Origin of the sequence: Micromonospora sp. KC723, from assembly GCF_004348595.1 — a bacterium.
GTDB lineage: Bacteria > Actinomycetota > Actinomycetes > Mycobacteriales > Micromonosporaceae > Micromonospora.
Genome location: NZ_SMKD01000020.1, coordinates 45,659 through 60,410 on the forward strand (window position 1 = coordinate 45,659; position 14,752 = coordinate 60,410).

The 14,752-nt window shown below is 69.8% G+C and carries 14 protein-coding genes, 2 tRNA genes and 1 pseudogene; 12 read left to right on the plus strand and 5 right to left on the minus strand.

The window, feature by feature from the left end; all coding sequences use genetic code 11:
* Positions 1–204: 204 nt before the first annotated feature.
* From E1165_RS07505 to E1165_RS07515, 3 genes are all read left to right on the plus strand, one after another.
* Positions 205–828, plus strand: a complete 624-nt coding sequence (locus E1165_RS07505) for a DsbA family protein (RefSeq protein ID WP_132389078.1) — start codon at positions 205–207, stop codon at positions 826–828.
* Positions 829–967: 139 nt separating this feature from the next.
* Positions 968–2,170, plus strand: coding sequence for a DUF1015 family protein (locus E1165_RS07510; protein ID WP_132389080.1), 1,203 nt, complete (start codon positions 968–970; stop codon positions 2,168–2,170).
* A gap of 71 nt (positions 2,171–2,241) precedes the next feature.
* A complete protein-coding gene (locus tag E1165_RS07515; RefSeq protein ID WP_132389082.1) occupies positions 2,242–2,709 on the plus strand; it encodes a ribose-5-phosphate isomerase in 468 nt (155 codons plus the stop codon).
* 41 nt (positions 2,710–2,750) lie between these two features.
* Here the strand turns inward: E1165_RS07515 and E1165_RS07520 are convergent, their stop codons facing one another.
* Positions 2,751–3,086, minus strand: a complete 336-nt coding sequence (locus E1165_RS07520; RefSeq protein ID WP_132389084.1) for a hypothetical protein — start codon at positions 3,084–3,086, stop codon at positions 2,751–2,753.
* A 98-nt stretch (positions 3,087–3,184) separates the two neighbouring features.
* Here E1165_RS07520 and E1165_RS07525 point away from each other — a divergent pair, with 98 nt between their 5' ends.
* Complete coding sequence (locus E1165_RS07525; RefSeq protein ID WP_132389086.1) at positions 3,185–3,724, plus strand: hypothetical protein; 540 nt, start codon at positions 3,185–3,187, stop codon at positions 3,722–3,724.
* Positions 3,725–3,799: 75 nt separating this feature from the next.
* Here the strand turns inward: E1165_RS07525 and E1165_RS07530 are convergent, their stop codons facing one another.
* A complete protein-coding gene (locus E1165_RS07530) occupies positions 3,800–4,063 on the minus strand; it encodes a hypothetical protein (RefSeq protein ID WP_132389088.1) in 264 nt (87 codons plus the stop codon).
* A 97-nt stretch (positions 4,064–4,160) separates the two neighbouring features.
* Between E1165_RS07530 and E1165_RS07535 the strand changes: the two genes are divergently transcribed.
* Positions 4,161–4,502: a hypothetical protein gene (locus tag E1165_RS07535; RefSeq protein ID WP_132389090.1), complete on the plus strand. Its 342-nt coding sequence runs from the start codon at positions 4,161–4,163 to the stop codon at positions 4,500–4,502.
* Between the two features lie 1,169 nt (positions 4,503–5,671).
* On the opposite strand, the gene E1165_RS07545 is transcribed toward E1165_RS07535, so the two are convergent.
* Positions 5,672–6,340, minus strand: coding sequence for a DJ-1/PfpI family protein (locus E1165_RS07545; protein WP_132389092.1), 669 nt, complete (start codon positions 6,338–6,340; stop codon positions 5,672–5,674).
* Positions 6,341–6,426: 86 nt separating this feature from the next.
* Here E1165_RS07545 and E1165_RS07550 point away from each other — a divergent pair, with 86 nt between their 5' ends.
* Positions 6,427–7,764: a PLP-dependent aminotransferase family protein gene (locus tag E1165_RS07550; protein ID WP_132389094.1), complete on the plus strand. Its 1,338-nt coding sequence runs from the start codon at positions 6,427–6,429 to the stop codon at positions 7,762–7,764.
* Between the two features lie 228 nt (positions 7,765–7,992).
* On the opposite strand, the gene E1165_RS07555 is transcribed toward E1165_RS07550, so the two are convergent.
* Positions 7,993–8,066: transfer RNA gene (locus E1165_RS07555), tRNA-Gly, on the minus strand.
* 264 nt (positions 8,067–8,330) lie between these two features.
* Between E1165_RS07555 and E1165_RS07560 the strand changes: the two genes are divergently transcribed.
* The 6 genes and pseudogenes from E1165_RS07560 to E1165_RS07585 all read left to right on the plus strand — a co-directional run bounded on the left by E1165_RS07560 (position 8,331) and on the right by E1165_RS07585 (position 13,834).
* A tRNA-Pro gene (locus tag E1165_RS07560) sits at positions 8,331–8,404 on the plus strand.
* 143 nt (positions 8,405–8,547) lie between these two features.
* A complete protein-coding gene (gene tig / locus E1165_RS07565) occupies positions 8,548–9,894 on the plus strand; it encodes a trigger factor (RefSeq protein WP_165945163.1) in 1,347 nt (448 codons plus the stop codon).
* Between the two features lie 170 nt (positions 9,895–10,064).
* A complete protein-coding gene (locus tag E1165_RS07570) occupies positions 10,065–10,706 on the plus strand; it encodes an ATP-dependent Clp protease proteolytic subunit (RefSeq protein ID WP_091301297.1) in 642 nt (213 codons plus the stop codon).
* 14 nt (positions 10,707–10,720) lie between these two features.
* Entirely contained in the window at positions 10,721–11,383 is a 663-nt protein-coding gene (locus E1165_RS07575) for an ATP-dependent Clp protease proteolytic subunit (RefSeq protein ID WP_088960729.1), read from the plus strand.
* A gap of 210 nt (positions 11,384–11,593) precedes the next feature.
* Entirely contained in the window at positions 11,594–12,889 is a 1,296-nt protein-coding gene (gene clpX, locus E1165_RS07580; protein ID WP_132389098.1) for an ATP-dependent Clp protease ATP-binding subunit ClpX, read from the plus strand.
* Positions 12,890–13,036: 147 nt separating this feature from the next.
* Positions 13,037–13,834 (plus strand): annotated as a pseudogene (locus E1165_RS07585) (carbon-nitrogen hydrolase family protein).
* Between the two features lie 6 nt (positions 13,835–13,840).
* Here E1165_RS07585 and E1165_RS07590 read toward each other — a convergent pair.
* On the minus strand, positions 13,841–14,059 hold the full coding sequence (locus tag E1165_RS07590; protein WP_371687312.1) for a hypothetical protein: 219 nt from the start codon (positions 14,057–14,059) through the stop codon (positions 13,841–13,843).
* Between the last annotated feature and the right edge of the window lie 693 nt (positions 14,060–14,752).

The window sequence follows — 14,752 nt, forward strand, 5'->3', positions numbered from 1 at the left end:
CGTCTCCATCCCACTCTCGCCGCCTGGCGGCTGCACCAGCCCGCCGGCCCGCTCGTGACGGCCGGCCCGAGCCGAGTCTTCCATGCACCACGCCCCCGCGGTGGCACAGGTCACGCTCTCATTTCCTGACCGGTCGATGCCGTCCGGGGTGAGGATCGGATGTGCCGGCGCTGGCCGGTGCACCCGTCGCGAAAGGACCTCACCGTGAGTGAACGTGTGGCCGTCGACATGTGGTTCGACCCCATGTGTCCGTGGGCGTGGATCACCTCCCGCTGGCTGCTGGAGGTGGAGAAGGTACGCAACGTGGAGGTGCGCTTCCACGTGATGAGCCTGTCGGTGCTCAACGAGGGACGCGAGCTGCCCGAGGAGTACCGGGACCTGATGGAGCGGGGCTGGGGGCCGGTGCGGGTCTGTGTCGCCGTCGAGCAGCAGCACGGCCAGGAGGCGGTGGCCCGGCTGTACACCGCCATGGGCACCCGCATCCACCTGGGCAAGGAGGAGTTCGGCCCGGAGCTGTACCGCGCCGCGCTCACCGATGCCGGCCTCGACCCGGCGCTCGCCGAGGTCGCCGGCAGCACCGCGTACGACGAGGCGCTGCGGGCCAGCCACGAGGCCGGGATGCGGCCGGTGGGCACGGACGTCGGCACGCCGGTGATCCACGCCCCGGGCCCGGACGGCGGAACCGTCGCCTTCTTCGGCCCGGTGGTCACCCCGGCCCCGAAGGGTGAGGCCGCCGGTCGGCTGTGGGACGGCACGTTGCTGGTCGCCGGCACGCCCGGCTTCTACGAGCTGAAGCGCTCCCGCGAACTGGGCCCGATCTTCGACTGATCCGGGTGGGGTGGGGCTGTCCCCGTGCCGTCCGGGCGGCCCCATCCCCGCTGACGGCAGGTGGGGGCGGCCGTTCATCTGGTGGACCCGACACGGGGTCCGCGTCGCGCGGGCCGCCGACGCCGGTAGCGTCAGGTCCATGACGGTCGTGCATCCGATCGCCCGGGCCTGGATCACCACTGGCGGCACCGGCGCGCAGAACTACGACGAGTTCGCCGACGACGCGGAGATCACCGCGATCATCGAGGCGAACCCGCACAGTGCCCTCGGCATCGAGATGCCCCACCGGGCGCCGGAGAGCCTCGGGAAGTCCTTCCTCGAGGCCCTCCCCGACGCGGTGGCCCGCCTCACCGAGGCCAAGGCCGACGGCAGCTACACCCCGGCCGAGCAGGTCGTCGTCCTCTACCGGATCACCGCGCCCGGGGAGGAGCCCGCCTACGGGCTCTTCGCCATGGTCGACACCGACCAGATCTCCACCAACGCCGACGAGCCGGGCCTGGTCATCCGCAACGAGGACGTCTTCATCGCCAAGGTCCGGGAGCGGGTGGCGCTCGCCGAGGCACTCGGGCACCTGCTCTCGCCCGTACTGCTGCTCCAGACCGGGCGCGGCGGGGAGCTGCACGCCGCGCTCGCCGAGGCGGCCGAGGTGGCCGGCGCGCCCGCCGCCACCGACACCGACCAGGCCGGGCGCACGCACGCGATCTGGCTGCTCGGCCCCGGCCCGGAGCAGGACGAGCTGACCGCGTTGGCCGGCGGCGGGGAGCTGGTGGTCGCCGACGGCAACCACCGCAGCCTGGCCGCCCAGACCGGTGGCCTGCCCCGCTTCCTCGCCGTGGTGACCACACCGGCGTCGGTCGCCATCCAGCCCTACAACCGGCTGGTCAGCGAGCTGACCGCCACGCCCGACGAGCTGCTCGACCGGCTCCGCGCCGCCGGCACGGAGATCGACCCGATCGACGGCCCGGTCGAGGTCCCGGCCACCGGCGGCACCGTCCACCTCCGGTTCGCCGGTCGGGGGTACGCGGTCCGGCTTCCCCACGACCAGGGTGCCGGTCGGCTGGAGAACCTCGACCACGCGCTGGTCGAGCGGCTGCTGCTGCGGGAGGCGCTCGGCCTCGACCCGGGCGACAAGCGGATCACCTACGTGGGCGGTGACTACCCGGCGAGCTGGCTCACCGGTGAGGTGGACGCCGGCCGCGCCGAGCTGGCCATCCTCATCGCCCCGGTCACCGTGGACGACTTCGTCGCGGTCAACCTGGCGCGGGAGAAGATGCCCCGCAAGAGCACCTGGTTCACCCCCAAGGCACGCGGCGGTCTGGTCGTCGCCGAGCTGCCCCGCTGAGCGTGTGACGAATCCGCCCCGGCACGCCGCCCCCGCGGCGCGCCGGGGCGCGGCCCTGACAGACTGCGCGTATGCGCGTCTACCTGGGATCCGACCACGCCGGTTTCGAGTTGAAGGTGCACCTGGCCAACCATCTGGCCAAGCAGGGCTACGAGGTGGTCGACGTCGGCCCCCACGCCTTCGACCCGGACGACGACTACCCGGCCTTCTGCCTGCACACCGGCCAGCGGGTGGTCGACGATCCGGGCAGCCTCGGGGTGGTCATCGGCGGCTCGGGCAACGGCGAGCAGATCGCCGCGAACAAGGTTGCCGGTGTCCGCGCGGCCCTGGCCTGGAACGTCGAGACCGCCCAGCTCGGCCGTGAACACAACGACGCCAACGTGGTGGCGGTCGGTGCCCGGCAGCACACCCTGGACGAGGCCACCGCGCTCGTCGAGGCGTTCCTCACCACGGCGTTCTCCGGCAACGATCGGCACGCCCGCCGGATCGCCCAGGTGGCCGAGTACGAGCACACCCGCAAGCTGCCCGACCTGCCCTGACCCACCCCCGATCCCGACCGGTCCCGTCCGGGCCGGTCGGGTCACCGACCGGAGCGGGGCAACTCCTCCCGGGGTACCCAGTTACGCCGGACGACCACGAGCCTGGCCTCGGCGGCGGCGAGATCATCCTCGGTGGGCCGGGCGGCGTCCCGGGCCCGCATCGCCGCGCGAACCCCCACCTGGGACGAACCGGAGCCGACCAGGCCCCGTAGCCCGCGTTCGCCCTCGTCCGCGCCGGGCCCACCGCGTCGGGTCCGGGGTGCCGGCGGGCCGTCGTGCACCTCGGCCGTCGCTGCCGTCGTCGCGGTGTCGGCCTCCCCGGCCTGGTCGCCGGGCTGGTGCCGCAGCCGGCGCCGCCGTCGTTCCACTTCCGCCATCAGCCGACCGTACCGCCGGGCTGGGGCGGGCGGCGACTGCTTCCGCTGGCTACCCTCGTAGGTCGGAGGCCGGTACCGGTCAGGGGGAGGACGACGAGATGGCAGACCAGACACAGCCGTGGGCGGAGCGGACCGTCGAGGTGCCGCCGCAGCCCGGTGTCGGGGTGCCGCCGCAGCGGGACGCGTTCCGCCGGGGCGTCGCCCCGGTCGGGCAGCCGCGTACGCCCCGCACCGAGCAGTTCCCGACGGTGGGCCCGGAGGAGCACGGCTGGGCCGGGCCCGACACCGCCCGCCGGCCGATGAGCTGGCACCTGGCGCAGTGGCGGCTGGGTCGGGAGTTCAGCGCCGCCGGCGCCCTCTTCGCGTTCGTCTGCTGGGGGATCTGGGCCATCTCCAACCACGGCGCCCTGGGCGCGCCGCTGCTCACCTTCGTGCTGAGTCTGCTGGTCGCGGTCGGCCTCTTCCTGCTCGCCCGGCTGCTCGGTCACCTGGTCTGGGAACGGCAGTTCGGCCGGGTCCGGCGCGGCGCGCGCGGGGCGCACCTGGTCACGGCGGCCTACCTGGTCGGCGTCGGGGTCGCCTACCTCCAGCAGACCAGCTGGGTCGTCTCCGCCTGGAACTTCCTGACCGGCAACTGACCGTCGGGGCCGGGGCTCGGCCGGCAGCGCCGCCGCGCGCCGTCGCCGCCGCCGCGGCCCCGGCAGGGCGGCCGGTCAGGCCGGGCCGCCCTGCCCCTCCGCGTCAGCCTTCGGCGACGCCACCCGGGCCGCCGGGTCCTCGACACCGGGCTCGCCGCCGCCCGGGGCGACCATGCCGTCGTAGTTGTAGACCGTGCCGTCGTCACCGTGCTGCTTCGTGGTGCGTACGTAACGGTGGATCATGTCGTCCAGCTCGACTTCGAGGAGGGCCGAGTCCGCCTCCCGGCTGCTGCCGTCGCAGGGACCACCGACCAGGTACGCCTTCGTGTTCGTGTCCATGCCGACAGCCGTACCCCTGCCGGCACGGCTGGAAACGACCACCTCGTGACGCCCTCCCGCCGCCACGGTCGGCTCCGTCCCACGAGAGACTCGAGCCGTGCCGAAGATTGTTGTGGAGATCCATGTCCCGCTGGTGGCGGCCCCCGACCTGGCCGATGACGACTACCCGTTCCCGTGGATCGATGACGTCGAGGACGTCCTGGCGAGCCTGGACGGACAGGGCGACGTCCAGGAGTACGACGACGGCGAGCAGGACGGGGACCACTACCTCTTCTTCGTCACCGGTACCAGCGAACCAGCCCTGCTCAGCGTTGCCGCCGAGGTGGCATCGCTCGACCGGGTGCCTGCTGGTGCCTTCGCCGTCGTCACCGACGACGAGGCGGCGGAGTTCGGCATGGGCCGGCGGGTAGCTCTTCCGCCGCCGGCACGGCATGGTTAGCCCCGGCATCCGACGCGCCGAAGGCTCACCTGCGCGCGCTCGGTGAGCGACCACTCGCCCTCGCGGGCGAGCAAGCCGAACGCAAGGGCAGCGTACTGCCGGTCGCGGCTGCTGGCCCATGGATGGCCCCGGGCATGATCGGGCCATGGACGCGGCGACCTGGCGGACGGTGGGACGGACGTTTCCTGGCCCGGTGGGACTGGCGGCGTGGATCGCGGTGACCCTGCCAGCACCGCTGCTGTTCTTCGAGGGAACCCACCGGTGGGAGGAACACCAGGACGTGTCGACGGCCCTTCGGTGGACGTTGGGAGCACTGCCGGTGCTCGCCGCCGTGGTGGCAGCGGGGTGGACCCGGTACACCGGCCAGCGGCGCACCAACTCGGCCTTCCGGGCGGCCGTCGTCGTGCCCACGCTGATCACGCGGTGTTCCTGGGAGCCTCCATGGCTGTCTACCGGTGGGTCATCCCGCTGCGGGGTGCGGCCGGATGGTGGGGCGTCCTGTCCAGCGGGGCTCTGTTGGCGGCCGGCGGTGCGGCCAGCGGTTACATGATCGGCCCAGGCAACGTGCGCCGCAGTCGGCTGTCGGATCGGCATGGCTACCTCATCGGCGGGATGGTCACCGTGGTGGGTGTCCTCCTTGCACAGGTGACGGTGCAGTTGGGGGCCGAAGGCAGCACCAGCCGACACGACGTGATCAGCTACGGCGGCGTCGGGCCGTACGCCACGGCGGCCAGTGGACCCGGGGCTGTGACCCTGCCAGCGGCGGGCCGGTACGCAATCCCGGCGGTGGGCTTCGCGCCGCGGGATCCTGACTGCCGGGTCACCGGCGTCGGCCTGGCCAATCGGTCCGCGGAGTTGGTCACGATCGCACCCGGCGACTACGGCACCGACGCCGCCTCTTACGCCTGGGTTGCCTCGTTCAACGTCCCCGGCCCAGGTACCTACTCGCTGACCTGCCGTTCCTTTGACGATCAGGCGTCCTACATCGTTGGGGGGACTCCCGATATCCGTGGAGCGGTTGGCGAGCTGGTCCACTGGCCGTTGGTCGCGATCTGGTTCCTCGGCGCAGTCCCCGGTTTGTTGATCATTGCCAACACCGCCACCAGACGCCGCGCCAGGCGACGGAAGTGCGTGCGTCCGCATGATCCGACCGGCACCCGGTCGTCGGGTCAGACCAGGGCGAGCTTGCCGGTGGTGCCGTCGGCGTCGTCGGCAGCGGCGTCGCTGGTCCGGTCCAAGGGCAGGTACGGGGTGATGTTGCGCCACGCGCGGGCGACGTACTCCTCCTTCTCGCCGACCGGGGCTACGTAGTGCAGGGCGCCTTCGGCTGCCTCCTTGCCGCGCAGGCGGATGATGAGCCACGCGGCCAGGTAGTGCGAGGCGAGGCAGCCGCCGGCGGTGGCGATGTTCTCGTTGGCGAAGAAGGGCTGGTTGAGGACCTCGACCCCGGCCGCGACGACCCACGGCTTGGTGGTCAGGTCGGTGCAGGCCGGAATGTCGTTGAGCAGGCCCAGCTTGGCCAGTACCAGCGCCCCGGAACACTGGGCGGCGATCAGCTGGCGGGCCGGGTCGAGCCGGCGCAGCACATCCATGATCGCCGGGTCCTCGACGACCTCGCGGGTGGCGATGCCACTGCCGACGATGACGGCATCGGCCTCGCACGCCTGCTCAAGGGTGGCCATCTGCTCGATGACCACGCCGTTCATCGACGTGACCTTCGCGGTGGGGGTGGCGATCGTGACGCGCCAGTCGTCGCCCCTGACGCGGTTGAGGACACCGAGCGCGATCAGCGAGTCCAGCTCGTTGTAGCCCTCGAACGTGAGGATGGCGATGTGCATCACAAAACTCCTCTCGGTCTGTGAGCTATGACGGTAGGCACCCTCACGCAGGACAGTCAAAGAATTGTCATGCATACAATCGGCGCATGGCTGTCCCGCGCTACAAGCCGTTGGTGGACTCGCTGGCTGCCGACATTCGCGCGGGCCGGCTGTCCGCCGGCACGCGCCTGCCGACTCACAGGCAGCTCGCAGCCCGTGAGCGGATCGCTGTCGTAACCGCCACTCGCGTGTACGCCGAACTCGAAGCGGCTGGCCTGGTCAGCCGCGAACAGGGCCGCGGCACCTTCGTCCGCGAGCTCGCCCTGCCTGCCGGGCACGGCATCGACCAACAGGCCGTCGCTGGCGACGTCATCGACCTGAACTTCAACTACCCGTCACTACCCGAACAAGCCGACCTGCTGCGGCAGGCGTTGCGCGAGATCGCCAGCTCCGGCGACATCGACGCGCTGCTGCGCTACCAGCCACACCGAGGCCGCCCGCAAGACAGAGTCGCGATCGCCCGGCATCTGGCACGGCGCGCCGTGCACATTGACCCCGACCGCATTCTGGTCGTCAACGGCGCCCAGCACGGCCTGGCCACCACCCTCATGGCCACCCTCAACCCCGGCGATGTTGTCGCAGTCGACGCGTTGACCTACCCGGGCTTCAAGATCCTCGGCCACGCTCTGCGACTCGAACTGGCTCCGGTGCCCGTGACCGCGCACGGCACCGACCTCGATGCGCTCGACGAACTCTGTGCGAAGCGGCCGGTACGCGCCATCTACACCATGCCGACCTTGCACAACCCACTCGGCGCGGTCATGAGTGAAAGCGACCGCGCCAGCCTGATCGACATCGCCCGCCGTCACGGCCAGCTTCTCATCGAAGACGCCTCTTATGCCTACCTCGTCGAAAACCCACCCACACCGGTGGTGACACTCGCGCCCGACATCACCATCTACGTGTCCGGACTGTCCAAAAGCATCGCCACCGGCCTGCGCGTCGGTTACCTCGCTGCACCCGACCCGCTGGTCCCCGCTCTCGAACGCGCCATTCGAGCCACCACCTGGAACACGCCCGCCCTGACTGTCACGATCGCGTGCCGCTGGCTCGACGACGGCACCATCGACCAGCTCGAAGCCCACAAACGCAACGACGCCAGAAGTCGCCAGGCCATCGCGCGCGAGGTCTTCACCGGACTGCCCCACATCAGTCACCCCGGGTCCTACTTCATGTGGTTGCCGCTGGCCGAGAACGCCCGGGCCGACCGCGTCGCCGCGACCCTGGCCCGCCAGCACATCTCCGTATCGACGGCCGAACCATTCACCACCACCACCCACACCCCACAGGCAATACGACTGGCGCTGGGCTCAACTGACCGGAACAACCTCTCCCGCACCCTGCGTACCGTGGCGGAGGTGGTCGGCCTCGACGCCGCCCGATAAAGAGCTCGTGCTACCCGATGTCACGGCGAAGCCTTGCCGAACGCCGCCATTCCGAGCTGACGTCGTGGCACCGACACCAGGCGTACCAACCATTGCGGTCGGCACGGAGGCGGCCCCGGACGGCAGGCCCGGCGTTACCGGCACGCCAGTGGCAGGCAAGATCAGAGCGAGCCGGAACGGGAACGGCCCAGGCTCGGCGACAACGCCGCTGACCTGGGCCGGAGTGGGTGGAGCGGGCGACGGGAATCGAACCCGCACCGTCAGTTTGGAAGACTGAAGCTCTGCCATTGAGCTACGCCCGCGTGCGTCCCGAGGGCCGCGCCGACAGCCTACCCGGTCCGGTCACCCGGCGCGCAGAGGCATGTCCCCGCGTTCCCTCACGACCCGTCACCAGAGTTGCGGCGAGGTGGGGTCTTCGGTACTCCGGACGGCGCATCTTGTCGCAATCCGCGCCCGCCGGCCGCCCCCGCCGGGGTGCGGCGGGGCCGGTTGGTTGGGGGTTCGGCGCGTTGGGGGACGCCCCGGCACCTTCGGCGCGCGCCGAAGGCATACACTTCTGGTCGCCACGGGGTGTGGCGCAGCTTGGTAGCGCACTCGCTTTGGGAGCGAGGGGCCGTGGGTTCAAATCCCGCCACCCCGACTGTCGTCCGCGCCGAGGTCGCCCGGGGCGCGCCGATTTCCGCGCGGTCCCCGGGCGCTGCCGGAGTCGCAGCCCGGCTCGCCTACACTCGATGCGCGCAATCACGCCCAGACTCAACTGAGATCCCGTCAAGGAGTACGCCTGTGAAGAGCACCGTCGAGACTCTGAGCCCGACGCGCGTGCGGCTCGCCATCGAGGTGCCGTTCGTCGAGCTCGAGCCGAGCCTCAAGAAGGCGTACCGGGAGATCGGCCAGCAGGTCCAGGTTCCCGGCTTCCGCCGGGGCAAGGTGCCGGCCGCCGTCATCGACCAGCGGGTGGGCCGGGGCACCGTCCTCAACGAGGCGGTGCAGGAGGCGATCCCGCAGAACATCCTCGCCGCGGTCCGTGAGCACGACCTGAAGACCCTCGGCCGTCCCGAGGTGGAGATCACCGAGTTCAACGACGGTGACTCCCTGAACTTCACCGCCGAGGTCGACGTCCGTCCGGAGATCGTCCTGCCCGACCCGGCCACCGTCGAGGTGACCGTCGACGAGCTCCAGGTCGACGACAGTGAGATCGACGAGCAGGTGAAGAACCTGCGGGAGCGCTTCTCCACCCTCAAGACCGTCGAGCGGGCCTCCCAGGAGGGCGACTACGTCCAGATCGACCTGAACGCCACCGTCGACGGCGAGCCCGTGCCGGGCGGCCAGGCGACCAACATCTCGCACGAGGTCGGCAGCAAGCAGCTGCTGCCGGGGCTGGACGAGGCCCTGGTCGGCCTCGCCGCCGGCGACAGCACCACCTTCACCACCCAGCTGGTGGGCGGCGACTTCGCCGGCCGTGACGCCGAGGTGGCGGTGACCGTCCGCACGGTCAAGGAGAAGGAGCTGCCGGAGCTCAACGACGACTTCGCCCAGATGGCGAGCGAGTTCGACACCATCGACGAGCTCCGTGCCGACCTGAGCGAGCGGGTCACCCGAAACAAGCGGGTCGAGCAGATCTACGCCGCCCGGGACAAGGCCCTCGAGCAGCTCGTCGCGGCAGCCGAGGTGCCGGCGCCGGAGGGCGTCGTCCGTGAGGAGGTCGAGAGCCGCAAGGCCGCCATGATCGACCAGCTGGAGCGGATCGGCGCCTCGATGGAGGAGTACCTCGCGGCCGAGGAGAAGACCGAGGAGCAGATCGACGCCGAGTTGACCGAGGCGGCGACCGAGGGCGTCAAGGTCCAGCTCCTGCTGGACACGCTGGCCGACGCCGAGGACGTCCAGGTCTCCGACGACGAGTTCGGTCACGAGATCGTCCACCGGGCGCAGCGGGCCGGCATGGCCCCGCAGCAGTACTACGACCAGCTGGTGCGCTCGGGTGCCGCCGCCGCCGTCTTCGGTGACGTCCGTCGCGGCAAGGCTCTGGCCGCTGTGATGGAGAAGATCAAGATCAAGGACACGGCGGGTAACGAGGTCACCCTCGACGCGCTGCGCGCCGAGAGCGAGCAGGCGCACGACCACGAGCACTGATCGTCCCTGGTAGGCCGTCGTCCGCCGGTTGCGGTGGACGGCGGCCGAAACCCTTTCCGGGTACGGCTTCCGGCGAGTGCGCTGATAGCGAACAGTGCCCCGACCGGGAGTCCGGCACCCGGGTGAGCGGTTAGTGTCGGGTACGACGGTACGGAGAGCGAAGGGCTGCCATGACCGACATGCACATCCCAGCGAAACCGCTCCGGGCGATCGACGCCCGCGGTGGCGACTCAATTGGCAACCTCGACGACTCGGTCTACAACCGGTTGCTCAAGGAGCGCATCATCTTCCTGGGCAGCGAGGTGAACGACCAGGTGGCCAACCGCATCTGCGCGCAGCTGCTGCTGCTCGCGGCGGAGGACCCGGACCGGGACATCTTCCTCTGGATCAACTCGCCGGGTGGCTCGGTCTACTCGGGCATGGCGATCTACGACACCATGCAGTACATCGACAACGACGTGTCGACCGTGGCGATGGGCATGGCGGCCTCCATGGGCCAGCTGCTGCTCTGCGCGGGCACCAAGGGCAAACGGTACGCCCTCCCGCACGCGCGGATCATGATGCACCAGCCGTCCGGCGGCATGGGCGGCACGGCCTCCGACATCGCCATCCAGGCGGAGCAGATGCTCTACACCAAGCGGATGTTCCAGGAGCGGGTCGCCTTCCACACCGGCCAGACCCAGGCCCAGATCGAGGCGGACTCGGACCGCGACCGCTGGTTCACCGCCAAGGAGGCCATGGACTACGGCTTCATCGACAAGGTGATCACCGGAGCCGCCCAGGTTCCGGAAGGCGCCGGGACCCTGAGCTGACCGAGGAGCTGACGATGACCGACCTGAGCCTGCCGCCCCAGTTCGCGGCCGTGCACAACCGCTACGTTCTCCCGTCGTTCGTGGAGCGGACGTCGTACGGGGTCAAGGAGTCCAACCCGTACAACAAGCTCTTCGAGGACCGGATCATCTTTCTCGGCGTGCAGGTGGACGACGCGTCGGCCAACGACGTGATGGCGCAGCTGCTGACGCTCGAGGGCACCGACCCGGACCGGGACATCATCATGTACATCAACTCGCCGGGTGGTTCGTTCACCGCCATGACGGCGATCTACGACACCATGCAGTACGTCCGGCCGGACATCTCCACGGTCTGCCTGGGCCAGGCGGCGAGCGCGGCGGCCGTGCTGCTCTCGGCGGGCACCCCGGGCAAGCGGATGGCCCTGCCGAACTCGCGGATCATCATCCACCAGCCGGCCACCGAGGGCGGCTACGGCCAGGGTTCGGACATCGAGATCCAGGCCCGGGAGATTCTGCGGATGCGGACCCAGCTGGAGGACATGCTCTCCCGGCACTGCAACCGCCCGATCGAGCAGGTCCGCAAGGACATCGACCGGGACAAGATCATGACGGCCGAGGAGGCCAAGGAGTACGGGTTGGTCGACACCATTCTGACCAGCCGCAAGAAGGGTCTGCTGGCGGCCAACGCCGCCAGCTGAGCAGCACCGGGTCAGAGGTCGGTCGGGGCCGCGTTCCAGGCCGACCTCTGACACACCCGTTCTGGGGGTCGGAGAATCCTCCGCCAACGGGTAACGTCGGGTCTGTACCGCTGCGCCGGGTGGGCTCGGTGGCAGGGATTCAGACGGACGGGCGCCCGGCGTCCGCAGGTCAGGGCCGGGTTCCGGCCGACGAGTGCAGGGAGAACGTAGGTGGCACGGATCGGTGACGGCGGCGACCTACTGAAGTGCTCCTTCTGTGGCAAGTCCCAGAAGCAGGTCAAGAAACTCATCGCGGGCCCTGGGGTCTACATCTGCGACGAGTGCATCGATCTCTGCAACGAGATCATCGAGGAGGAACTGGCCGAGTCCGGCGAGGTGAAGTGGGAAGAGCTTCCCAAGCCGATGGAGATCTGCCAGTTCCTCGACAACTACGTCGTGGGCCAGGAGCAGGCCAAGAAGGCGCTCGCCGTCGCGGTCTACAACCACTACAAGCGGATCCAGGCCGAGGCCGCCAACGCACCCGGCGCCGGCAGCGACAGCGTCGAGCTGGCCAAGTCCAACATCCTGCTGCTCGGGCCGACCGGTTGCGGTAAGACGCACCTGGCGCAGACCCTCGCGCGGATGCTGAACGTCCCCTTCGCCATCGCCGACGCCACTGCGCTGACCGAGGCGGGGTACGTCGGCGAGGACGTGGAGAACATTCTCCTCAAGCTGATCCAGGCGGCCGACTACGACATCAAGCGCGCAGAGACCGGCATCATCTACATCGACGAGGTCGACAAGATTGCCCGCAAGTCGGAGAACCCGTCGATCACCAGGGACGTCTCCGGCGAGGGTGTCCAGCAGGCGCTGCTGAAGATGCTCGAGGGCACGGTGGCCAACGTGCCGCCACAGGGCGGGCGCAAGCACCCGCACCAGGAGTTCATCCAGATCGACACCACCAACGTGTTGTTCATCTGCGGTGGTGCCTTCGCCGGTCTCGACCAGATCATCGAGGCTCGTACCGGCCACGGCGGCACGGGTTTCGGAGCGCGGCTGCGCTCGGTCTCCGACCGGTCGACCGACGACATCTTCAGCCAGGTGATGCCGGAGGACATGCTCAAGTTCGGGCTGATCCCCGAGTTCATCGGCCGGCTCCCGGTCATCACCAACGTGCGCAGCCTGGACCGGAGCGCCCTGGTGCGGATCCTCACCGAGCCCCGCAACGCGCTGGTCCGGCAGTACCAGCGCCTGTTCGAGCTCGACGGGGTGGAGTTGGAGTTCGAGCAGCCGGCGTTGGAGGCGATCGCCGACCAGGCGATGCTGCGCGGCACCGGCGCCCGTGGCCTGCGCGCCATCATGGAGGAGGTCCTGCTCTCCGTGATGTACGAGGTGCCCAGCAACCCCGACGCCGCCCGCGTGCTGATCACCCGTGAGGTGGTCTTGGAGAACGTCAACCCGACGATCGTGCCGCGGGAGTTCACCGGCCGCCGCGCCCGCCGCGAGCGCGAGGAGAAGTCGGCCTGACCGGCCGTACGCACTGACGATCCGGGAGCACGGCCGCCACAGCGGCCGTGCTCCCGCCGCTAGTGGTCGTGGTGGCCCGGCGCTACGGGCCGACGAGCGCTCTCTGCCGGTGTCGCCGGTGGGCCCGCAGTCCGTACCCTGATCCGCATGCGTGTCGCCGTCTGCCAGCTCAACTCCCGCGACAACCGCGACGCCAACCTGGCCGCCGCCGAGGCCCTGCTGGTCAGGGCCGCGGCGGCCGGCGCCGATCTCGCGGTCCTACCCGAGTACGTCGACTACCTGGGTCACGCGACCGGTATGCCCGATCCCGAGCCGGTGGACGGCACGGTGGGAGTCTTCTTCGCCTGCGTCGCGGCTCGGCTCGGCATGTGGGTCATCGCCGGTTCCTTCCACGAGGCCGGTCCCGATCCTCGTCACACCTGGAACACGTCCCTGGTGTTCGACCGGTCCGGCGCGCTCGCCGCCAGCTACCGCAAGATTCACCTGTACGACGTGGAGATCCCGGGGCGCGTCTCCTACCTGGAGTCGGCGACGGTGGCCCCCGGGGACCAGCCGGTGGTGGTCGACGTCGAGGGCCTGCGGGTGGGGCTGTCAATCTGCTACGACCTGCGCTTCCCGGAGCTGTACCGACGGCTCGCCACCGACGGGGAAGCGTAGTTGCTCGTGGTACCGGCCGCGTTCATGACGCACACCGGGCGGGACCACTGGGAGGTCCTGCTGCGGGCCCGGGCCATCGAGAACCAGTGCTTCGTGGCCGCGGCCGGGCAGATCGGTGACCACGACCCGGGACGGACCTGCTTCGGGCGCAGCATGGTGGTGGATCCGTGGGGGACGGTGCTGGGCCAGGTGCCCGACGGGCCGGGGCTCACCGTCGTCGACCTCGACCTGGACCGGCTGCGCACGATCCGTGCCGAACTGCCGAGCCTCGCCAATCGCCGGCTGTAGCGCCGGTCAGGCCTGGAAGAGGACGCCGAGCACTGCCAGACCGAGGATGGCGGCGGCGGTCACCAGCAGCGCGGTGCCCATCCGGGACCGGCCGCGTCGGGCCAGTCGCGCCAGCGACAGGAGTACCACGACGAACACGACCGCGGCGATCACGAGCTGCCAGAAGGGCAGCAGTAGTCCGAGCAGCGCATCCTCGGCGAGGAGCGCGACCGGGGACCGGGACATGTCAGCCATGGCAGCCACTGTGGCACGTCGTTGGCGCCTGCGGACCGTTCCGTGCCTGTCGGAATCTCCGCACCACCGGTACGGTCCGGGGCTGGCATCGAAAGTCGCTGATTTGCCTTCCCGAGGTCGTCGGCGTAACTTTCTCTCTGCACGCGGGAGGCCGGACAAACTGGCTGAGAGCGGGTATCAGGCTCGTGGCGGAAACGCCGAGCGAGACTGGTGCGGGCGGTGCGACGCACTCCGGAAGGCGGGGTTGCGGTAGCGAAGCCGACCGGGTAGAGTTCGAAAGCCGGCAGGGAGCCGGGCGGATGGCCGCGAAGCGGCGATCGGCCGGTCTGCCGCTTCCCACGCCAGAAACGACCGCCGGGTACGGCGTGCGTCAGCATGGGTCGGCCTTGCATCAAGTGATCACCTCAGGATTGAGGTTGACCGCCCAGGCGAGGTTGGGTAAAGTGGAGTGGTTGCCCCTGCTGGGGCCTCACGGTGTGGGGTTTCTGGTGGGTGTGTGGTTGTTTTTTGAGAACTCAACAGGGTGCTTGTTAAGCCAGTGCCAATTATGATTGATACCCCGTGCTGGCTGGGTCTGCTTTTTTGGTGGGTCTGGTTGGTGGGGATTCCTTTGGCAACACTTTTGTTGTCGGGACATGTTTTCCAATTTTTTGTTGGAGAGTTTGATCCTGGCTCAGGACGAAC

Excerpts from the sequence above, each read along its gene's own strand:
- E1165_RS07550 (WP_132389094.1), top strand. The coding sequence starts at position 6,427 with ATGGCTGTCCCGCGCTACAAGCCGTTGGTGGACTCGCTGGCTGCCGAC.
- E1165_RS07525 (WP_132389086.1), top strand. The coding sequence starts at position 3,185 with ATGGCAGACCAGACACAGCCGTGGGCGGAGCGGACCGTCGAGGTGCCG.
- E1165_RS07515 (WP_132389082.1), top strand. The coding sequence starts at position 2,242 with ATGCGCGTCTACCTGGGATCCGACCACGCCGGTTTCGAGTTGAAGGTG.
- E1165_RS07570 (WP_091301297.1), top strand. The coding sequence starts at position 10,065 with ATGACCGACATGCACATCCCAGCGAAACCGCTCCGGGCGATCGACGCC.
- E1165_RS07520 (WP_132389084.1), bottom strand. The coding sequence starts at position 3,086 with ATGGCGGAAGTGGAACGACGGCGGCGCCGGCTGCGGCACCAGCCCGGC.
- E1165_RS07530 (WP_132389088.1), bottom strand. The coding sequence starts at position 4,063 with ATGGACACGAACACGAAGGCGTACCTGGTCGGTGGTCCCTGCGACGGC.
- E1165_RS07575 (WP_088960729.1), top strand. The coding sequence starts at position 10,721 with ATGACCGACCTGAGCCTGCCGCCCCAGTTCGCGGCCGTGCACAACCGC.
- E1165_RS07590 (WP_371687312.1), bottom strand. The coding sequence starts at position 14,059 with ATGTCCCGGTCCCCGGTCGCGCTCCTCGCCGAGGATGCGCTGCTCGGA.
- E1165_RS07510 (WP_132389080.1), top strand. The coding sequence starts at position 968 with ATGACGGTCGTGCATCCGATCGCCCGGGCCTGGATCACCACTGGCGGC.
- E1165_RS07545 (WP_132389092.1), bottom strand. The coding sequence starts at position 6,340 with ATGCACATCGCCATCCTCACGTTCGAGGGCTACAACGAGCTGGACTCG.